The following is a 19,228-nucleotide window of genomic DNA, read 5'->3' on the forward strand; positions in this document are numbered from 1 at the left end:
AAGCCCTCCTCGTTACTTGAATGAGAAAATCTACTTACCGTGGTAAGGTGGATGATTATATCGATTACAAATAACAAGATAATTAGGGTAAATTCAAAAACACTATTACGCTTTGGTAATAATCTTGTACTGAATTAATTAGTCGGACGTCTTTTGGAAAAGTGATGTCAGGTTACTCGTACTTCCTTCCTCACACTCAAAATACTGAGTTTGACCAGACTGTCTTAAAGTAATACTGAGTACTTTCTCCACCTCATTAAACTCCTCGCTAAAGTACTCACTGATTAATATGTCACGTTCACCAATACTAAATTCTAATGACTTCTCATCTACTAACGCTCGATGATAATGTTCGACACGATAATCTCGATGTTTTACCCGCTGTAAAACTGGGCTTTTATTTGCAATGGACTTATTAAAGATAAGCTCGCCTTTGCCTTGCTCTATAAAAATACTAAAGTTCATAGTTTGGTTTACTGAACATTCAAAGACCTTTCTAGGCAAGATGTCAGTGATAGCAAATGTGCTCATCATAGCAACACCGCCCCCCCAAAGGACCACCAATCGTTTCATTACCATTCAGCCAACACAGTAAATAGCGCTTGCTCAGACATGCGGGTTAATACATATCCATGTGAAGATGAATAAGAGCCACTGAGTACACTATTCTCTTTTTTAACAACCATATCTTCGATGCCGTCAGCGTTGTAATCCCCTTTTGCCACAACAGTAATGACTTGAAAACCATCGGTCGCGTCGAAGTACTCTGCTTTTACTTCACTGATGACCTGAGTTCTTTGGATATGGTCTGCCTCATCCCACGTTGATAGTATCTTTGCTTTCTCTGCACTTTCGTCAGAAATAACAAAAGCAAGTACACTTGGCGCAAATTTAGGAAAGCTATCATCTAGCTTAAAGTCCGATATAAATGAACGTTCAGAGGCAATGAGCTTTGCTATCTCGCTCCAAGTTTGGCACTGCGTTAAATACGCTTTAAACGCGCCGTATTCATAAGCTTTTGCCGTAGTAAAACCCATAGCGTTTGCAGTTGCTAAGTCTTGGCAATTAGATACCAATTTTTCTTCATCAGACGCACGTATCAATTCAAGTTCATAGCCCCAATCGAGCGAGTTACGAAGTTGCATATTTTCTTTGGAAGGTTGCGCTATTTCTCGCGCGAAAAAGAGATTGGCTCGCTTACTGTCTAGGTATTGAGGCTGTATCCGTTCACTTGCGATAACACCATTGTTAACAGTCAAGGTAAGAGCAAAAGTAACGAGCAATGAAAGGTGAGGGTTTGGCATAACATTTAATATCAATGGGTGAAAACTCGTTAGCTTGTCACGTTGGAAATCGCTTAGAAAAATATCATTTATCTCGCAATGCTAGATTCTGGGCGGACCCTACATTCTTAATGGTATGAGTTACAAAGCTGAGTATCTTCACTCGGCGCAGATAACAAAAAACCCAGCACTCAGGCTGGGTTTTGATGTTCTAGTGGTTAATGAATTAACCGATGTGCGTTGCGCCTGCCATGTACTTCTGAAGTACTGTTGGAATTGCAATGCGACCGTCTGCTTCTTGGTTGTTTTCTAGGATAGCAACCATGGTACGACCAACCGCTAGACCAGAACCATTTAGCGTGTGTACAAGCTCAGGTTTCTTCTCGCCTTTACGACGGAAACGCGCTTGCATACGACGAGCTTGGAAGTCCCACATGTTAGAACATGAAGAGATTTCACGGTAAGTTTCTTGAGCAGGAACCCACACTTCTAGGTCGTAAGTTTTACGAGCGCCGAAGCCCATGTCACCTGTACACAGAACCACTTTACGGTAAGGAAGTTCAAGAAGCTGTAGAACTTTCTCAGCATGACCTGTTAGCTCTTCTAGCGCGTTCATTGAATCTTCTGGTTTAGTGATTTGTACTAGCTCAACTTTGTCGAACTGGTGCATACGAATCAGACCACGAGTATCACGACCGTAAGAACCTGCTTCAGAACGGAAACATGGTGTGTGAGCCGTCATCTTAAGTGGTAGATCCGCTTCGTCAGAAATCGTGTCACGAACTAGGTTCGTTACTGGCACTTCTGCAGTAGGGATTAGAGACAGTTTACGTGGCTCTTCGTCGTTTACTTTTTCTACTAGCGGCTCAGTGTGGAAAAGATCTTTACCAAACTTAGGAAGCTGACCGGTACCGAATAGGCTGTCAGAGTTTACTAGGTAAGGTACGTACATTTCAGTGTAGCCGTGTTCTTCTGTGTGAAGATCTAGCATGAACTGAGCGATTGCACGGTGTAGACGAGCAAATTGACCTTTCATCACGATGAAACGTGCGCCAGTGATCTTAACTGCACTTGCGAAGTCTAGACCGTCACCCATTTCGCCTAGGTCAACGTGATCTTTCAGTTCGAAGTCGTAAGATTTTGGCTCACCCCAACGAGAGATTTCTACGTTATCGTTCTCATCTTTGCCATCTGGCACTTCATCTGCTGGGATATTTGGTACAGAAAGCGTGAATTCGTCTAGCTGAGCCATTACTTGCTCAAGTTCAACTTTCTTCGCATCAAGATCGCTACCTAGTGTACCGATTTGTTTCTTGATCTCTTCTGCACCTTCTTTGTCACCAGCCGCCATTTTTTGGCCGATTTGTTTGGAGATGGAGTTACGCGTGGATTGTAAATTTTCAACTTCTACTTGAATGGACTTACGTTGTTCTTCAAGTTTACGAATAGTCTCTACGTCTAGCTTAAAGCCACGACGCGCCAGTTTAGCAGCTGTTTCATCCAGCTCTGTACGAAGTAATTTAGAATCCAGCATTGTTAATCCTATGCTTTTTGTTGTGAAATCACGCGCACTTTCCAAGGCGTACGCGTTAAAAAAATTTACGCAATAAATGTATCCAAAAACGCCTACTTTTCATAGCGCTTTTGTGGGCTATTTGCGTCTAAAGTAGCCAAGTAATCTAACTTTTCGCCGATTTTGGTCTCTAGACCACGATTTGTCGGCTGATAGTACTTACGATCACCCATCTCAGGCGGCAAATATTGTTCACCTGCGGCATAGGCTCCTGGCTCATCGTGAGCATAACGATATTCTGCACCGTAACCCATGTCTTTCATCAAACTCGTTGGCGCATTTCGAAGGTGATGCGGCACTTCATATTCAGGCAAGTTATGAGCATCTGTGAGCGCTTGCTTCCACGCCACATAGACGGCATTACTTTTTGGTGCGCACGCTAAGTAAACGATCGCCTGTGCAATCGCACGTTCACCTTCTGCCGGACCAACACGGGTAAAACAGTCCCAAGCAGATAAGGCTACTTGCATTGCGCGAGGATCTGCGTTGCCTACGTCTTCAGAGGCAATAGCCAGCAGGCGGCGTGCGATGTACAAAGGGTCACAACCCGCAGCCATCATACGCGCAGCCCAATAGAGCGCAGCATCAGGGTTTGAGCCACGAATGGATTTGTGGACCGCAGAGATTAAGTCGTACCAAATGTCGCCTTTGTTATCAAAGCGAGAGACCTTTTCTCCTGCTACTTCCGCAAGTAACTTCAGAGTAATCTCTTTTTCACCCCGCGCATTATCCTCAGCCATATCATAGAGCAGCTCAAGGTAATTGAGGGACATGCGAGCATCACCGTTTACCAGTTCTGCTAAGCGATCTAATACGTTATCGGCGAAATGTGCTGGTGTATTCCCCAACCCACGCTCTTTATCGCTAATGGCTTGGTTCAACGCTAATGAAATTTCTTCTTTATCTAAAGAAGTCAGCTTGTACACACGTGCACGTGACAGCAATGCGTTGTTTAGCTCAAACGATGGATTTTCTGTGGTCGCGCCGATAAAAGTAACGGTTCCATCTTCAATATGAGGTAAAAACGCGTCCTGTTGAGATTTATTGAAGCGGTGCACCTCATCCACAAACAAGATGGTACGGCGACCCGCCATTTTATTCTCACGCGCTTTCTCGATTGCAGCACGGATTTCTTTCACACCAGACGTCACCGCAGACACACGCTCTACTTCTGCGTTGGCATAGTTTGCAGCCACTTCCGCTAATGTCGTTTTGCCAGTGCCTGGTGGTCCCCACAAGATCATCGAGTGAATATGACCCGCCTCTAACGCGCGACGTAAAGGCTTACCAGGACCTAAAATGTGCTGCTGTCCGATGTATTGTTCGATCGTTTCCGGTCTCATACGAGCAGCAAGGGGACGAAAATCTTCGTCCCCCGAGAAATCTAATGTGTAATTGCTCACTACCAATTAATTCCTTTGATCATCCACTTCCACGCCATCTGGGATTGTGAAGGTGAATCTGTCTGCTTTTGGTTTGCCAAGCTTCACGTTGCTAAAGCTGAACAGCCCCTTCTGACCATCTTGCTCAACTACGTTAAAGCCTTTCACCACACCTTTTGCATCAATATTAATCTGGAATTGACCTTGTGTGGAGTCTACTGCGGTAGGAATGAGGGTGAACTCGTCACCTTTTTGAGAAATCTTGTAGTTATCCCAATCACTTGCGCGATTACGCGTTAGCAAAACAAATGGCGTTTGCTCTGTTGCTTGCTCTTGCCAGTAGATGCTGACTTGTTCAATGAATGGGCTGTAGTACCACAGTGTTTTACCATCAGAGACCAGCAAGTTTTCGTCAGGGAATGTCGTGCTCCAGCGGAACAGGCTTGGACGAGCAATTTCAACCGTACCTTCCCCTTCCATGACTGTTTCACCTTCTGGGCTGATTACTTGCTGTGAGAAATCCGCACTGAAGCCATCATTCATAGACAGGCGTTTGTTTAATTCATCTTTAGGAGACGCGGCATGTGCAGTAGAGAAGAGAGAAAAGCTTAAAACAAGCGCAGAGAAAAGTTTCGCTGAAAATAGTTTTTTCATTCAGATACCTATTGTTAGAACCACTCACCTCAGTTGGACTGAGGTGAGTAACACAAGTTCATTAATCTTTTGGTGGCGCAGGAGCCAGTACTTCACGGTTACCGTTATGACCCGGAGCACTTACGATGCCTTGCGCTTCAAGCTGCTCAACAATTCGAGCCGCTCTGTTGTAACCAATCTTGAATCGACGTTGTACGCCAGAAACCGACCCACGACGAGATTGAACCACATGCTCTACGACTTGATCGAACAATGGGTCCACTTCTTCATCCGATTCCATCTGTTCACCCGGAAGCAGACTTTCTGGACCTTGGTCACCACTGATGATTTCGTCGATGTAATTTGGCTTACCACGCGCTTTCCAGTTGTTCACAACAGCGTGAACATCATCATCCGACGCAAACGCACCGTGAACACGGATTGTATGGCTTGAACCCGGAGGTAGGTAAAGCATGTCACCCATACCGAGTAGTGATTCTGCACCGCCTTGGTCAAGAATCGTGCGCGAGTCAGTCTTAGTAGATACTGTAAATGCCACACGCGTTGGAATGTTCGCTTTAATCAGACCGGTAATAACGTCAACCGATGGGCGCTGCGTCGCAAGGATCAAGTGAATACCAGCCGCACGCGCTTTCTGTGCCAAACGAGCAATCAGTTCTTCAACCTTCTTACCTACCACCATCATTAGGTCGGCAAATTCGTCGACAACCACAACGATGTAAGGCAGTTTCTCTAGCAACGGTGGCTCAGTGTCCATGCTGTCGCCTTCTTGCCAGAATGGGTCATGAATTGGATGACCCGCTTCTGCTGCCATCTTCAACTTCTCGTTGAAGCCTTTGACATTACGGACGCCCAATGCCGACATTAGTTTATAACGACGTTCCATCTCGCCTACACACCAACGTAGCGCGTTAGACGCGTCTTTCATATCCGTTACAACTTCAGAAAGAAGATGAGGGATACCTTCGTAGATTGAAAGTTCCAACATTTTCGGGTCGATCATGATGAAACGTAGATCTTCAGGCGATGCTTTATACAGCATACTCAAGATCATGACGTTCACACCCACCGACTTACCAGAACCAGTCGTACCCGCAACTAACACGTGAGGCATCTTCGCAATATCAGCAATAACCGCTTCACCAGCAATATCTTGACCAAGAACGACTGTTGTCGGCGAGGTTGCTTGTTCAAATTGAGGACTGTTGATTACATCAGACAGGAACACGGTTTGGCGGCTCATATTAGGCAACTCTAGCCCCACATACGGTTTGCCTGGAATAACTTCGACAACACGTACTGCCATTGCTGACAATGCACGAGCCAAGTCCATAGACAAACCTGAAATACGGCTCACTTTTACGCCTGGAGCCAAATCAAGCTCGAATCGAGTAATAACAGGACCTGGGTAAATACCGACTACATCAGCTTTAATCTTGTAATCTGCAAGTTTGGTTTCAACCAAACGAGCCACCTCCTCCAAAGCGTCACGGTCGATAAAGTTGTCGCGTTTCTCTGGGTGGTAAAGCAATTCTAGCGTTGGCAATGGCTCTGCTGGTACTGGCAGGTTTTGCTCTTGCTGTACCAAGAATGGGTTTTGCTGAGCAGCCACTTTCGCTTGAGCGCTCGAAACCAAGTTTTGGAACGCTGCTACATCTTGGTCACCTTCTTGAACCTCTTCTACCTCGACATCTTGAGGCGCTGGTGCTGCCGACTGAGGCGCAGCTTGGTGCTGCATAGGTTGTTCTTGTATAGCCTGCGGTTGTGCAGGCTGAGAAGCAGGTTGTTGCGGCTCAATATGTGTAGGCTGAACTTGCTGAACAGGCTGCTGCGCTTGGTAATCATCTTCTTCATCCAAGACATCAAAGTTCGAAATCGTTGGCTCGATGTGCTGACTTGGCTCTGTTTGTTCTGCAATGTTATCCAAAGCTGCAGCGTTAATTACAGGCTCTTCATGTAGAGGTTGCTCTGTAGTTGGCTGTTCGATTGGCGCGTGAACCAGTGCTTTTTCTTGAACAACTTGGGGCTGTTGAGCCTGATCTGCTTCAAACTGAGCATACTCATCGTAGCTTGGCTCATTCTCGACCTGTTCAAAGACAGTTGGTTCAGGTGCCACAAACGGCTCTTGTAGCGCTTGTTGATGATCAACTTGCTGTGGAGCTGGTTCTTGAGCAACGGACTGTGGCGCTTCAGGCTGAGCCACAATAGTTGCAACCACTGGCTCTTGGGCTTGTGATACTTGAACTTGTGGCGTTTCATCAGCCCAGTCGTCAGCTTGTTGCGCTGCCGCTTCTAGCTCCTCAATGGTGACATTCAGTTGCTTAGTACGCTCAACCGCCGGATCCACGTTGTCTGTGTTCACTGCTCGAACAGGCTCAACTGATTGAGATTGAGCTTGCTCTTGAGCCTGATGCTGAACTTGAGATTGTAGTGGCGCTGCATTCACAACCGCTGGTTGAGGCGTTGGCTGCGCTATAGGTTGTGTCGCAGACTGCTGTTTCGGTTGTTCCGCTGCAGATTGAGGCATGTAGATCGGGTATTCATGTGCAGGCGCCTCTTCTTTCGGCTCTTCTACATCATAAGCCGTAAGGTGCGGCAGAGGTTCATCTTCAAGATCATCTTGACCGCGCTTACTCACGACTCGGTCCTCAGCGAACTCGTCTAATTGAGGCTCTAGCGTTTCTTGCTCAGTACCACGAGCTTTATTAGTAACAGCAGCAACTAAGCCAAGCGCACGGTCACCTAACCATTCGACAATCTTCAGCCAAGAAATACCGGTAAACAGAGTAAAGCCGGCTCCCCATAGGAAAAGAAGCACAAGCGTTGTACCCAACACATTGAGTGTAGGTAAAGATAGACTGGTTAGTACGTCACCAACGACACCACCAGATGAGAAATACCAAATGTCGTCAAAGTTAATATCAGCAAGACCACAACTGGTAAGAATGAGGATAACTAACCCAAGTAGACGAGTACCCCACAACATAAGGTCGATAGGATCGTCTTCAGAACGCTTACGGCAAATCACCCATGCTCCTGCTGTCAACAGGAATGGCAGTGGGTACGCAAGGGAACCAAAGGTAAAGAATAGCGTGTCGGCTAACCAAGCGCCGAACAAGCCACCAGCGTTATTGATCTCTCCCCCCCAAGCAGTTTGGGACCAAGACGGATCAGCTGGGCTAAAGGTAAATAGTGCAACGGCCAACAATACCGAGCTAAGAACGCCAACGATAAAGCAGCACTCTTTTAAGCGTTGGAAGCCATTTAGACGTGAAGACTGAGGCTCTTCACTGGTTTTGATAATGGTTTCGACTTTCTTTGCGTTCTCTTTGAACATAAATCAACTTGAATATGGAAATGAATTAGGAATAAGCAAAACATTCCGAGCGGCACAAAGCCGCTCGGTAAATTGATTTAACCATATCAAAGAGAAAAACCCAATTACTCTATGGAGAAAGCGGAAGCATTTACCGCTTTCTTTGCAAGAATTTAACGAGTTTTAATCACAAGCTGGTTAGTTTGCTTCACTTCTTCCATAACGACGTACGTACGAGTGTCATTTACGCCAGGAAGACGTAGTAACGTATCGCCTAGTAGTCGACGGTAAGCACCCATATCAGATACACGGGTCTTTAGAAGATAGTCGAAATCACCTGATACAAGATGACACTCTTGGATGTCGTCTAGTTTTTGAACAGCTGCGTTAAACTGCTCGAACACATCTGGTGCACCACGGTTCAACGTAATTTCTACGAATACCAATAGTGATGCATCGAGGAACTGCGGGTTTAATAGCGCAGTGTACCCTGTGATGTAACCTTGACGCTCTAAGCGACGCACACGCTCCAAACACGGCGTTGGAGAAAGTCCTACACGTTTTGAAAGTTCAACGTTCGAAATACGACCGTCTTTCTGCAGTTCATTAAGAATGTTGCGGTCGATACGGTCTAGTTCCTTGGACGGCTTCTTATAGTTGTCTGCCATTTTTTATTCCACCTTATTACTTCCTTGCAAAAAAATATACTACAACTTTTTAATATTTGGTGCCAAATATTACAAATCAACATCTATACTAGATATTAATTCGACAATAACACCCTACAAACAGTTAATACAACCATTTTAGAAAGAGGACACAGGATGATCATTGGCGTACCTAAGGAAATCAAGAACCACGAATACCGTGTGGGTATGATCCCAGCTAGCGTGAGAGAGCTAATCTCACATGGTCACCAAGTTTTGGTTGAGACCAATGCAGGTGCCGGCATTGGTTTTTCAGACGATGATTACATCGCTGTAGGCGCATCCATTCTTCCTACTGCTACAGACGTGTTTGCGAAAGCAGATATGATTGTAAAAGTAAAAGAACCCCAAGCTGTCGAGAGAGCAATGCTCCGCGAAGGGCAGATTTTATTTACTTATTTACACCTAGCACCAGATTTTCCACAAACTGAAGAGCTAATCAAGAGCAAAGCTGTCTGTATAGCGTATGAGACTGTAACAGATAATATGGGTCGTTTGCCACTGTTAGCACCAATGTCAGAAGTGGCAGGTCGGATGTCTATTCAAGCAGGTGCGCAAACGTTGGAAAAATCGCACGGCGGTCGCGGTCTACTACTAGGTGGCGTACCTGGTGTTGAGCCAGCGAAAGTTGTTGTAGTCGGCGGTGGTGTCGTTGGCGCGAACGCAGCTCGTATGGCTGTTGGTCTTCGTGCAGACGTAACTATCCTAGACCGTAACGTAGATACTCTACGTAAACTAGACGAAGAATTCCAAGGTCGCGCTAAAGTGGTTTATTCTACTGAAGACGCTATCGAGAAGCATGTTCTAGAAGCAGACCTAGTGATCGGCGCGGTTCTAATCCCTGGTGCAGCAGCACCGAAACTGGTAACAAAAGAGCATATCGCTAAGATGAAGCCAGGTGCGGCGGTTGTTGACGTAGCCATCGACCAAGGTGGTTGTTTCGAAACTTCTCACGCAACAACACACGCAGACCCAACTTACATCGTTGACGAAGTCGTTCACTACTGTGTAGCAAACATGCCAGGTGCAGTTGCTCGTACTTCAACATTCGCGCTGAACAACGCAACGCTTCCATACATCGTGAAGCTAGCAAACAAAGGCTACCGTGAAGCGCTTCTTGAAGACAAAGGTTTCCTTGAAGGTCTAAACGTTATCCACGGTAAAGTGACTTGCAAAGAAGTTGCTGAGAGCTTTGACCTAGAATACGTTGAACCAGCGCAAGCTATCGCAATGTTCAACTAATGACAAAATAACGCACAAATTGTCACGTTTTGTTTACAAAAGCCCACATTAAAGTGGGCTTTTTTGCATAGAGCATTTAATTATAAAAAATAACTAAACCTTATAAGCGCAAATTAAAATGTTTCGAGGTGTGACTGATTTAGCGCAAAACTCTGCCAATCTAACACGATAACCACGTTCTTCAAGATAAAGTGCTTTGTCCAAAGCAAGCCAAATCTCCAACGGTCGTTGAAACATCAACTGAACCAAGCTCAAACGCTCCATTTGCCAAAAGCGCTTCTCGCCTAACTTTTCGAAATGTTCGAATTCGATTTGGTCAGAGAGATCGATACCTTTCTGGTCCGCTGCCCAACGACACAAAGATTCAAATCCTTCACTTAATTGCGACTTACGCACACTTGGAACTGGTTGGTACTCTTTCATGCCCAACGCTTGTCGTGTGATCAAATCAAACCCAAGACGAAACACCATTTCCTGCTGACGATGACGTCGCACACGTTCTCCGCCCGTTACTGTTTGTTGTAACGGAATACGCAGTTCTTGCTTAGACAATGAGAGAGAAGAAGCCCTGCCCTGCGTCGACATCGGCTGATACTGCTCAGACTGAATCAGATGGTAACAACAAGGTGAGATTGTCATCGCAGCAATCCCATTCTCGCTTCCATACTGCATTAAGCGAACATGGAGATCACCACAAGCATGAAGTGCTACCGCGTGTTGCGTCGGTTTAAATACCGCTCTCGCTTTGCTATCGAACGCATCGCCTTGAATAAACGTCATCTTCCAATGGTGTTCATTCGCCGCTTGTTGCCCTGAATCACACAGCGCTTGCTGGTATTCAAAACTAGTAACAGGTTGATCGGTTTGCGTTGTCAGGATTCGTCCCAAATACCCTTTACCTGAACACCACTCAAGCCATTCTTCACCGTGATGATGTTGAATCGCCGCTTCGCCCATCGAGCTAATTTGCTCTAACTTACGACCAGGGATGCCGTTATCTAAACCACGGACAAGTTCCAAACCCTTTAAATCTAGTGGCTCTAAAAAAGTGAGTTCTGCGAGTTGTTCAAGTTCAGGCAAAAACGGACTGAGTGCTTTTAGCGCAAGTTCTGGTTCCGCTTTATATTCTTCGATTTGAGAGGGACTAAGAGACGCTAACCATTGGCACAACTGAGGGTGTTGCTCTTGCCAAGGTAACGATACGTGAACGCTGCTTTTAAATGGCTCGAATCGCCACAAAGATTGGTTTTCGATTAAGCAGTCATTAATAAATTGAAATTGCGTTTTCATAGCTCCCCCTAAAACGAGCGCATTGTAGAGGGAATCGAAACATCAATGAAGTGTTATCTAACCGGAAGCTCGATGTCTTTAAACATCTCTTCAATTTCCGAGTTCGATTTCAGAGAAATCGCTTGTTCAACTACCGGACGAGTCAAGTGTGGTGCAAAACGCTCCATAAAGTCGAACATGTAAGAACGCAGGAAGGTACCGCGACGGAAACCGATGCTTGTCGTACTCGCACCAAACAAGTGGCTTGCATCAATCGCAACCAAATCGCTGTCTTGGTCTTCATCAACCGCCATACTTGCAATCACACCGACTCCGATGCCCATACGAACGTAAGTTTTAATCACGTCAGCATCTGTCGCAGTGAACACAACGCGCGGCGTCAAACCTTCGCGGTTAAATGCCGTATCCAGTTCAGAGCGACCAGTAAAGCCGAACACGTAAGTCACCAATGGGTAAGCTGCTAAATCGTGAATGGTTACCGTGTCTTTCTTCGCCAATGGATGTTCTTTTGGTACCACGATCGAACGATTCCAGTGGTAACAAGGCAGCATAATGGCATCTTGGTAAAGGTGAAGAGCTTCTGTCGCAATCGCGAAATTGGCCGTACCTTTCGCAATCGCTTCAGACATTTGCGAAGGCGTACCTTGGTGCATGTGCAACGACACTTTCGGGTAACGTGCCGTAAAGCCTTTGATCACGTCAGGAAGTGCGTAACGTGCTTGGGTGTGAGTGGTAGAAATGTTCAACGTACCCATTTCAGGGTGAGTATGTTCACCAGCAACCGCCTTAATGCTTTCAACTCGCGCCAGAATCTCTTGAGAAATTCGCACGATTTCTTCACCAGCGGGTGTCACCTGCGTTAAGTGTTTACCACTTCGTTCAAAGATCTGAATACCCAATTCATCTTCCAGCAAACGAACTTGCTTACTGATACCAGGCTGAGAGGTATATAGGCTCTCTGCCGTCGCAGAAACATTCAGATTATGGTTCACAACCTCAACAATGTACTTCAGTTGTTGCAGCTTCATCGTAATCCCTTACTCATTGATTGAGATAATAACGTCATACTTATCTTGTCTACTCGCCCGAGTAGATATAATGATTAGTTATAACGTGTTAGCAACTAAATGAACAGTAATTTCTAACTTATAGCTCAAACTCATAGCGAATCGAACACCTTGATTAAATATGCATAGAGTTGAATTTTAAAAATTCGCTTTTTCTTACAGCTCACCGCATTCCGTGCTTAATTACGTCGGAAAACGTGTTTGGGGCAAAATAATCAAACAAATAGGGTGCCGAGAAAGATAAGATTCATGTATTCTTGAACGCTAGCCATACAAAAGTAAAAAAGCAGACGCAAAGATATGAATACTGGTTTAATAATCGCTTTGGTAGTCATCCTACTGGTACTGATCCTTGGCTATAACATCATGTTGCAGTACAAGGTCAAAGTAGAGACAGCGAAAAGACAAGAGTCTGCTCGCTACGTGGCACTGATTGACGGTACAGAAGAGCTGATTGGACACGCTCATCATATTCCTTTCAGCAAGGACTTACTGTTATGTCTTAATAATCGCATTCTTGATGCGCTTGAAAGCATGCGTGACCTCGATCCGAAGAACAAACAACTTGTTCAGCGCGTCGAGAACATGAAACAGCAGATTGCCCAACTGAATGAGAGCAATCAAAGCGGCGAAAGCACGACGTTTAAAATGCCAAGCAGCGACAAGCAAGCTATCTTGATGCTGAAACTGGTAAAACGCCTGCGTGACACCGTTCGTAACGAGCACAACAAAGGTCGACTCGATACACAAACTTATGTGACTGAAAACGCGCGTCTGGAAACCATGCAGATTCGTATTAACATCGAAAACGTCATTAAGCGTGCAAACGATTCGATTGCTCGTGGTCAGCCTGGTACCGCTCTGCAATTGCTTCGCAAAGGTATTGATGCTCTGAGCACAAAAAATGATGCTTACTCAGTTCAAGCAAAACAAAAGCTTGAAGAAATGCTTGGTGATCTTGATAAGAAACGCCAGGACAAGAACGACGCAGAAATGCAGCAAATTGCCGATAAAGAGCGTGACAGCGATATGGATGCGCTCTTCGGTGAAAAGAAAAAGTGGTAAACTCTCCACAAACTTTCCGCCCTATCCGATTAAAGGCTGCGTTTGCAGCCTTTTTTGTGTCTTATTACTCTGAAAATGACACAGGCTGGATAACCCAAATTTGAATGTAAAGTGCTAAAAATTAAAATGATGAATCTCGACGCCTATCAGGATCTTCTTGCTCCAATTAATCAATTCTTGCAGTGCAGCACCCCAGATGAGTGGGTTGAAGAAGCAAAGAAGCCGGAAAACCTTCAAACCATTTTATTAGACCATCTACTGTGTGAGCTGAAAGCGGGTCAGTCTGCGATGTTCTTGATCCGTAAATACGCCGTAGACAAAGCAAGTTCACACGCCCTGCTCGACTGGTTTAAACCCTACGAAGATTTCGCTTACCGCAAAACGGGGTCATTAGAGACACTAAAAGGTAAGAGCAATATTTCTAAAGCCATCATCGCTAAGTCTGATTCACCATACAGTCAGGATCTGATCGATAAGATGGTTCTGCTGATCAAAGAAGAGTTGCACCACTTCTACCAAGTGCTCGAAATCATGGAAAGCCGTGGCATTGAGTACCAGAACATTCCAGCAAGCCGCTACGCAAAAACCTTAATTTCACACATGAAAACGCATGAACCAGAAACCTTGATTGATAAGCTCATCATCGGTGCTTACATCGAAGCGCGTTCGTGTGAGCGTTTCGCTAAACTGGCTCCGCATATGGATGAAGATATTGCCAAGTTTTATGTTTCTTTGCTGCGTTCAGAGGCGCGTCATTATCAGGATTATTTGATTCTGGCAGAGCAAATCGCGGGTAAAGATATTAGCGAGCGCGTGGCAGAGTTTGGTCGTATCGAAGCCGAGCTGATTTCAACTCCAGACGACGATTTTAAGTTTCACAGTGGTGTGCCTGTACTAGCAGCTTAAGTTGCGAACCTGAAGTAAATAGCAAAAAGCCGGACATCACATCCGGCTTTTCTGTATCTGGTTCGGCACTTGCTGTAACTCAGTGTTCCATAGACATTCCCGAATGCGCCCTTTCGTCGCTTTTGGAAATGACATTATGTTGCGTTAGCAATTCTAACGTCGTCATCCTCAAGAGTGAGGGACTAACGAGTTGGGGAGCTCTTTTACTCGCCAACTAAGAACGTGCGTTCAGCTCCATACGTTGTAAATTCGCATCAATGGTTTGATCGCCTTTCAGCCTTTCCCACAGCTGCCCTAACAAATCTAAGCTTCGCTCACTTGGGTAACGTTGTGTCGATTCCAACAACTGCCATTCCCCGCTTTGGCTCTTCTCGGCGAAAACAAACTCAAAGGAAAGATTGTTAGACATACCTAATCGTAAATCAGTCACAATCAATGCATCATTCTCTACACGGTAGTTAAGGTAGTTGTGTGAAAACGCCTGAAGCCCTTTTAACGTATCCGGTTTGTCCTCTAGTGGCCAACTGCCTAGAGGATGTGAGACAAAATCAATGCGTTCGCTATTGTCGAAAACTGATGCCAAACCTTCCCAATATTTACCATCACCCATCACGACCACACGCCAAAGCAGAGTATTAAATGGTGTCGGTGTAATCAGCACCTGTTGATTTGGTAGGCTCTGCGTCATTAAGTTTTGCTCCACTCGGGAAGCAATGATCTGCTGTGAAGCGTAACCCCACCCCAGATAAAGTGTCGAGATCAGCACAACCGCTTGGCACCACTGTCCACCACGCGATTTAGAAAACAGAGCGACACCAATTGCGACCAGTAGAGGTAAGGTGTAAAGCGGATCAATGATGAAGACGTTCCGTAGCTCAAAATAGCCCTCAAAAGGCCATATTAACTGGGTGCCGTAGGTTGTCATCGCATCCAATAAAGTGTGCGTAACCAAGACACTCACAGTCAGAAAAAATACTCGAGACAACGTCCAGAATGTGTCTGGTCTCCATCGACAGTACAGCCAAGAAATCAGCAACGCGAAAGGAGGTAAAACAAGTAAAGAGTGAGAGAATCCACGGTGCTTAATCGTATTTTGGACTGCATCACCATAATCAAGGATCACATCTAGGTCAGGCAAGGTTCCGAGCGCTGCGCCCGTTAATAACACTTTCGCATTGCAGCGTTTGCCGGCTATTGCACCTGCAACCGTTGCCCCTAATGCTGCTTGAGTAATTGAGTCCATACTGGCTATCTAAACCTATTCATGACAAAGATTGATTAAGCCGAAAACTAAAACGCATTCCGATAGGAGTCAAACAACTCGCCTTATTTCACTCTCTTATTTACTTACTTTTACACAATAGAAGTCGATCAAATGTCGAGATAGGATTGAGCATCACCTTGGGCTAGTTTGGCACCTCAGTGCTGGCAATCTTCTTTAACAGCGTTTCTCTTCGAAGCTCCAAGATCTCATCAATGAGTTTTTCTTTCGCATCGATACCGAAATGCTGAGCATAGTTTTTCACTTTCTCAATTTCGTCTGGCTGGAGACGGTAGACCTCTTTCTTTAAAAGAACTTCTGCTTCGCTTTTGATACAGCCTTGGTGTTGAAGCAACTTAATGATGATTTCATCCGTTGGGTTTACAGCTTTTACCATGATTCTCTAATCTTCAGGTTGAGTGTTGAGCCATTTAGCTCGCTCATTTAAGTCGCACAACTTATAGCCCAAACATGACAACTTTATTGCAGCATCACGTCATAAAATAGCAAAACATGATTTACCGCACATTGGTTTAAATGATTGTTTTTAATCATCATAACTAGACAATCGATATAGCTAGACAAGCAATGTCAGCTGCTCGTAGAGGATATAAAGAGATATCGATAGTAACAGAAGCAGACAAAGTAAACGTACATCGCAGAACCACTCACCTACTCTGCCGAAGAAATATAGAAGCTCAGAATCTTGATACGAAAAAGCCGGACAACTACGTCCGGCTTTGGCTTAATTTAAAGTGACTAGATCGCTAAATCGCCGCCGCGTCTACAAACCAAGTCATTCTCACTGAACCTAGCATCTCAAGGTTACTTGGGTATAGTTCAGTAAAAATATACCAGCATCTCGACATCATCCCCTTGCTGCTTAGCATTTAATGAGAAATGCAAGTAACCAGCGTCGGTAACTGGAATTTGCAGATATTCATTGCTGCCCCAGTAGTTTGATGCATATTCGTGCTGTTCTACTGTCGGCCAGTACGCTTGGCTAGCGTAGAGGTCAACATTGCCATTTTCGTCATTGTTGTTTTTATCACTTAACCATACGCGAACTTCTTTTACGCCTTGCGGAACATATACCGCAGCGTAACGTTGTTGATGCACGGTTAAGGTCTTTGCCTGGCCAGATTCCAACACTACAGGCGCCAAATCATCTTGTTCTTGTGTTGGGGGTGTTTGTGTTTCTGTCTCTAACGTCGCAACCAGAGTCACAGCATTAAATTCAGTACGACCAGCAATACTGATGTAGTATCGACCAGGTTTAATGTAACCAGAAGGTTCGGTCTCCAAGGTGACGACCTCATTACTACCATCTGCGTACTGGCTGAATTCAAAATCGTAGTAATGCGCTTCTTTCTCAAAGCTCATGTAAAGGTCTGCATCACCTTGATTCTCACCTTGCAACGCGACTTCAAAGTGTGTGCTCTTCTCTGGAACGTCAACATAGAACAATTGCTCACTGTATGCTTCCCCACTAATTACCACGCTTTGGTTGGTCGCTAGCGCCGTGACTTGATCAGAAGGGTCTGTCGGCTCGTCTGGCTTGGTATCTGGATTTGGGTCTGGCTGCTCTGGTTGGTTAGCAACAGAATCTAACCAGCGGTCAAACTCGCCGTTGTATTGCTGACCTAATACCTGCACTTGCTGCGCCCATTGCTTAAACTCACCAGTACGCGAAAGCGCCAGCAGAGTGTCTACTTCCTGAGGGTGCTCTTCCAACATAAAACGTACGGCTAGGTAACCCCAGCGATAAATACGGTTGGAATCATGAGAGTAAGTGGTTGCAAACACATCCGACAAACTCATCTTTCCATTGTCAATCAAACCAATCGCTGCGTCATAGCCTTGTTTGTAATGCATGTATTCAGCGAAACCTTCTAACCACCAAACAACATAGCCATGTGCCAAGTTTTCGCTAAACGAACCGTATTGGTTGAATCTCGCATCCAGATAATGGGTGTACTCATGCTCTAGATTGAGAATAGAAAGCTCATCACCATTGGCGTAACGATAAGCGACAAAGCGCGCCACATTGCCGGCTTCTGATGGGTTACCTTCTAGGTACTGTCCACCATTATCAGTTGTGTTGCCAAATAAGAAAGATGAATAATCTACGTAGCTGCCATTATTAGCAAACACCGCCACTTCTACCCGTTCGTTATGGTCATCTGCCACTGGCTGATTCCCGGTATTCGCAACTTGGTGAAAGTCCACTTCTTTGGCAGAAAGTACGTCACATGCTTCTATCGCCTGAGCTTGGGTCAGATCTTGTGAGCGAATAATTGCAGGACCATCACACTCATGACGATTCGGTAAAACACGCGCAGCTAAATCATGTTTTGCTTGGTCTAAATCGAGACCATTCAACCCTTCCGGCGCGTAATAGCTCATCATCTCAACTGCCGCTAACCAAAGTTTGTCGTGTTTGCTACCCAACGGGTTTTGCACCATCACTTGCTGCATTACACGTAGTGCTTTTTCTTTAGTCGCTTTATCCGGACTTGCTAGCAAACGACCAGTTTCACGTACCGCGTTGTACACGAGGAAGCTAGCATCAGTATCAAGCGCCCAAGCGTTATCACGAGCAAAGGCAGCTAAGGTATCGATGTGCTGTGTGTGACTTGCCATGTAACGATAAAAATCATCCTTCGACGCATGCCCTGCCATGGCACGGAATAGATTGTTCAGCCCAGCCACCCACTGCGTATCTTTTGCCGTCTCACGATTAAAGTGACGAAGAGCAGTGAGCTGAGCATCCATGGTCAACGGTAATTGTCTTACGTTGTCGACCATTAAGGTCAAACTCTTCATCGCACCCACTTGTTCGCGACCTTGATCAAGCGCGTGTGGGTTAGCAAGAAACGCATTTATTGACTGCGCAAAGCGTTGGCTCAGAGCTTGAGAGAAATTCGGTTGCTGCGCGTTATAGCGCACATAGTAAGCAGCACGCACAAATTCACCCAAGTTTTCTAACTTACGCGCTTGCTCGGCGTCACCTCGATAACGAGTAATTTCTTGATTTAATACAGTTTGAATGCGACTCAAGCTCGCTTCGGTGTAAATATCATTTAGCGAGTCAGCAGGAGCAGAAAACCAAGAGCTGTAACAGTGATAGTCGGCAGCAGACACTGCGGAAGCAAGATCAACCGCATGCTGAAGATCAGCAACATCACATTGTTCTTGGGCAAATGAGAAACTGGAAACACTGGCAAGCATGCAAGCTAGCGCCAAGCGATGACGTGGGAATAGACGTGTATGAGACATAACAACACTCATTAATTAGTTATATATTTGAGCGGTGATTTATATTCCCCTTGCACAACTAAGTGCAATTGGTAGCATAATTTTTTATGAAGTTAGTTCAGAAATATTTAAACGAAAACGTTTTACAAAATATTGATAAACTTATGAATTCAAATAAAAAAGCTTAGCAAGAATCCTCACTGAGCTTTTTTACAGGTCGCAAT

At 45.2% G+C, this 19,228-nt stretch carries 15 protein-coding genes; 3 read left to right on the plus strand and 12 right to left on the minus strand.

Annotation, left to right across the window (positions count from 1 at the left end; all coding sequences use genetic code 11):
- Positions 1-138: 138 nt before the first annotated feature.
- The 7 genes from VHA02S_RS08620 to lrp all read right to left on the minus strand — a co-directional run bounded on the left by VHA02S_RS08620 (position 139) and on the right by lrp (position 8,876).
- A complete protein-coding gene (locus tag VHA02S_RS08620) occupies positions 139-579 on the minus strand; it encodes a hypothetical protein (protein ID WP_038897432.1) in 441 nt (146 codons plus the stop codon).
- Positions 573-1,145: an ATPase gene (locus VHA02S_RS08625; RefSeq protein ID WP_227740385.1), complete on the minus strand. Its 573-nt coding sequence runs from the start codon at positions 1,143-1,145 to the stop codon at positions 573-575. Before VHA02S_RS08625 ends, VHA02S_RS08620 begins: the two co-directional genes overlap by 7 nt.
- A 364-nt stretch (positions 1,146-1,509) precedes the next feature.
- Complete coding sequence (gene serS, locus VHA02S_RS08630) at positions 1,510-2,817, minus strand: serine--tRNA ligase (protein WP_005450806.1); 1,308 nt, start codon at positions 2,815-2,817, stop codon at positions 1,510-1,512.
- Positions 2,818-2,909: 92 nt separating this feature from the next.
- Positions 2,910-4,265, minus strand: coding sequence for a replication-associated recombination protein A (locus VHA02S_RS08635; protein WP_038897430.1), 1,356 nt, complete (start codon positions 4,263-4,265; stop codon positions 2,910-2,912).
- Positions 4,266-4,892: an outer membrane lipoprotein periplasmic chaperone LolA gene (gene lolA, locus VHA02S_RS08640; RefSeq protein ID WP_009699192.1), complete on the minus strand. Its 627-nt coding sequence runs from the start codon at positions 4,890-4,892 to the stop codon at positions 4,266-4,268.
- Positions 4,893-4,953: 61 nt separating this feature from the next.
- Complete coding sequence (locus tag VHA02S_RS08645; protein ID WP_038897429.1) at positions 4,954-8,229, minus strand: DNA translocase FtsK 4TM domain-containing protein; 3,276 nt, start codon at positions 8,227-8,229, stop codon at positions 4,954-4,956.
- Between the two features lie 152 nt (positions 8,230-8,381).
- Positions 8,382-8,876 carry a leucine-responsive transcriptional regulator Lrp gene (lrp, locus tag VHA02S_RS08650; RefSeq protein WP_005437169.1) on the minus strand — a complete coding sequence of 165 codons (495 nt, stop codon included), beginning with the start codon at positions 8,874-8,876 and terminating at the stop codon, positions 8,382-8,384.
- A 156-nt stretch (positions 8,877-9,032) separates the two neighbouring features.
- Here lrp and ald point away from each other — a divergent pair, with 156 nt between their 5' ends.
- Positions 9,033-10,157: an alanine dehydrogenase gene (gene ald / locus VHA02S_RS08655; RefSeq protein WP_005450810.1), complete on the plus strand. Its 1,125-nt coding sequence runs from the start codon at positions 9,033-9,035 to the stop codon at positions 10,155-10,157.
- Between the two features lie 93 nt (positions 10,158-10,250).
- On the opposite strand, the gene VHA02S_RS08660 is transcribed toward ald, so the two are convergent.
- Complete coding sequence (locus tag VHA02S_RS08660) at positions 10,251-11,447, minus strand: methyltransferase (protein WP_038897428.1); 1,197 nt, start codon at positions 11,445-11,447, stop codon at positions 10,251-10,253.
- Between the two features lie 53 nt (positions 11,448-11,500).
- On the minus strand, positions 11,501-12,475 hold the full coding sequence (gene cysB, locus VHA02S_RS08665; RefSeq protein ID WP_005450814.1) for an HTH-type transcriptional regulator CysB: 975 nt from the start codon (positions 12,473-12,475) through the stop codon (positions 11,501-11,503).
- 339 nt (positions 12,476-12,814) lie between these two features.
- Here cysB and VHA02S_RS08670 point away from each other — a divergent pair, with 339 nt between their 5' ends.
- Entirely contained in the window at positions 12,815-13,579 is a 765-nt protein-coding gene (locus tag VHA02S_RS08670; protein WP_005450816.1) for a hypothetical protein, read from the plus strand.
- Positions 13,580-13,705: 126 nt separating this feature from the next.
- Positions 13,706-14,485: a tRNA isopentenyl-2-thiomethyl-A-37 hydroxylase MiaE gene (gene miaE / locus VHA02S_RS08675; protein WP_009698199.1), complete on the plus strand. Its 780-nt coding sequence runs from the start codon at positions 13,706-13,708 to the stop codon at positions 14,483-14,485.
- A 214-nt stretch (positions 14,486-14,699) separates the two neighbouring features.
- Here miaE and VHA02S_RS08680 read toward each other — a convergent pair whose 3' ends face one another.
- The 3 genes from VHA02S_RS08680 to VHA02S_RS08690 all read right to left on the minus strand — a co-directional run bounded on the left by VHA02S_RS08680 (position 14,700) and on the right by VHA02S_RS08690 (position 19,025).
- Positions 14,700-15,728, minus strand: coding sequence for a metal-dependent hydrolase (locus VHA02S_RS08680; RefSeq protein WP_038897427.1), 1,029 nt, complete (start codon positions 15,726-15,728; stop codon positions 14,700-14,702).
- Between the two features lie 163 nt (positions 15,729-15,891).
- Positions 15,892-16,143 (minus strand): hypothetical protein, encoded by a 252-nt coding sequence (locus VHA02S_RS08685; protein WP_005450822.1) that lies wholly within the window; start codon positions 16,141-16,143, stop codon positions 15,892-15,894.
- Between the two features lie 443 nt (positions 16,144-16,586).
- Positions 16,587-19,025: a M9 family metallopeptidase gene (locus VHA02S_RS08690; protein ID WP_038897426.1), complete on the minus strand. Its 2,439-nt coding sequence runs from the start codon at positions 19,023-19,025 to the stop codon at positions 16,587-16,589.
- Positions 19,026-19,228 lie beyond the last annotated feature (203 nt).

The organism is Vibrio harveyi NBRC 15634 = ATCC 14126 = KCTC 12724 (genome assembly GCF_001591145.1).
Lineage (GTDB): Bacteria > Pseudomonadota > Gammaproteobacteria > Enterobacterales > Vibrionaceae > Vibrio > Vibrio harveyi.

Excerpts from the sequence above, each read along its gene's own strand:
- cysB (WP_005450814.1), bottom strand. The coding sequence starts at position 12,475 with ATGAAGCTGCAACAACTGAAGTACATTGTTGAGGTTGTGAACCATAAT.
- VHA02S_RS08670 (WP_005450816.1), top strand. The coding sequence starts at position 12,815 with ATGAATACTGGTTTAATAATCGCTTTGGTAGTCATCCTACTGGTACTG.
- VHA02S_RS08620 (WP_038897432.1), bottom strand. The coding sequence starts at position 579 with ATGGTAATGAAACGATTGGTGGTCCTTTGGGGGGGCGGTGTTGCTATG.
- VHA02S_RS08625 (WP_227740385.1), bottom strand. The coding sequence starts at position 1,145 with ATGCAACTTCGTAACTCGCTCGATTGGGGCTATGAACTTGAATTGATA.
- VHA02S_RS08660 (WP_038897428.1), bottom strand. The coding sequence starts at position 11,447 with ATGAAAACGCAATTTCAATTTATTAATGACTGCTTAATCGAAAACCAA.
- ald (WP_005450810.1), top strand. The coding sequence starts at position 9,033 with ATGATCATTGGCGTACCTAAGGAAATCAAGAACCACGAATACCGTGTG.
- VHA02S_RS08685 (WP_005450822.1), bottom strand. The coding sequence starts at position 16,143 with ATGGTAAAAGCTGTAAACCCAACGGATGAAATCATCATTAAGTTGCTT.
- VHA02S_RS08680 (WP_038897427.1), bottom strand. The coding sequence starts at position 15,728 with ATGGACTCAATTACTCAAGCAGCATTAGGGGCAACGGTTGCAGGTGCA.
- lrp (WP_005437169.1), bottom strand. The coding sequence starts at position 8,876 with ATGGCAGACAACTATAAGAAGCCGTCCAAGGAACTAGACCGTATCGAC.
- VHA02S_RS08690 (WP_038897426.1), bottom strand. The coding sequence starts at position 19,025 with ATGTCTCATACACGTCTATTCCCACGTCATCGCTTGGCGCTAGCTTGC.
- serS (WP_005450806.1), bottom strand. The coding sequence starts at position 2,817 with ATGCTGGATTCTAAATTACTTCGTACAGAGCTGGATGAAACAGCTGCT.
- lolA (WP_009699192.1), bottom strand. The coding sequence starts at position 4,892 with ATGAAAAAACTATTTTCAGCGAAACTTTTCTCTGCGCTTGTTTTAAGC.
- miaE (WP_009698199.1), top strand. The coding sequence starts at position 13,706 with ATGATGAATCTCGACGCCTATCAGGATCTTCTTGCTCCAATTAATCAA.
- VHA02S_RS08645 (WP_038897429.1), bottom strand. The coding sequence starts at position 8,229 with ATGTTCAAAGAGAACGCAAAGAAAGTCGAAACCATTATCAAAACCAGT.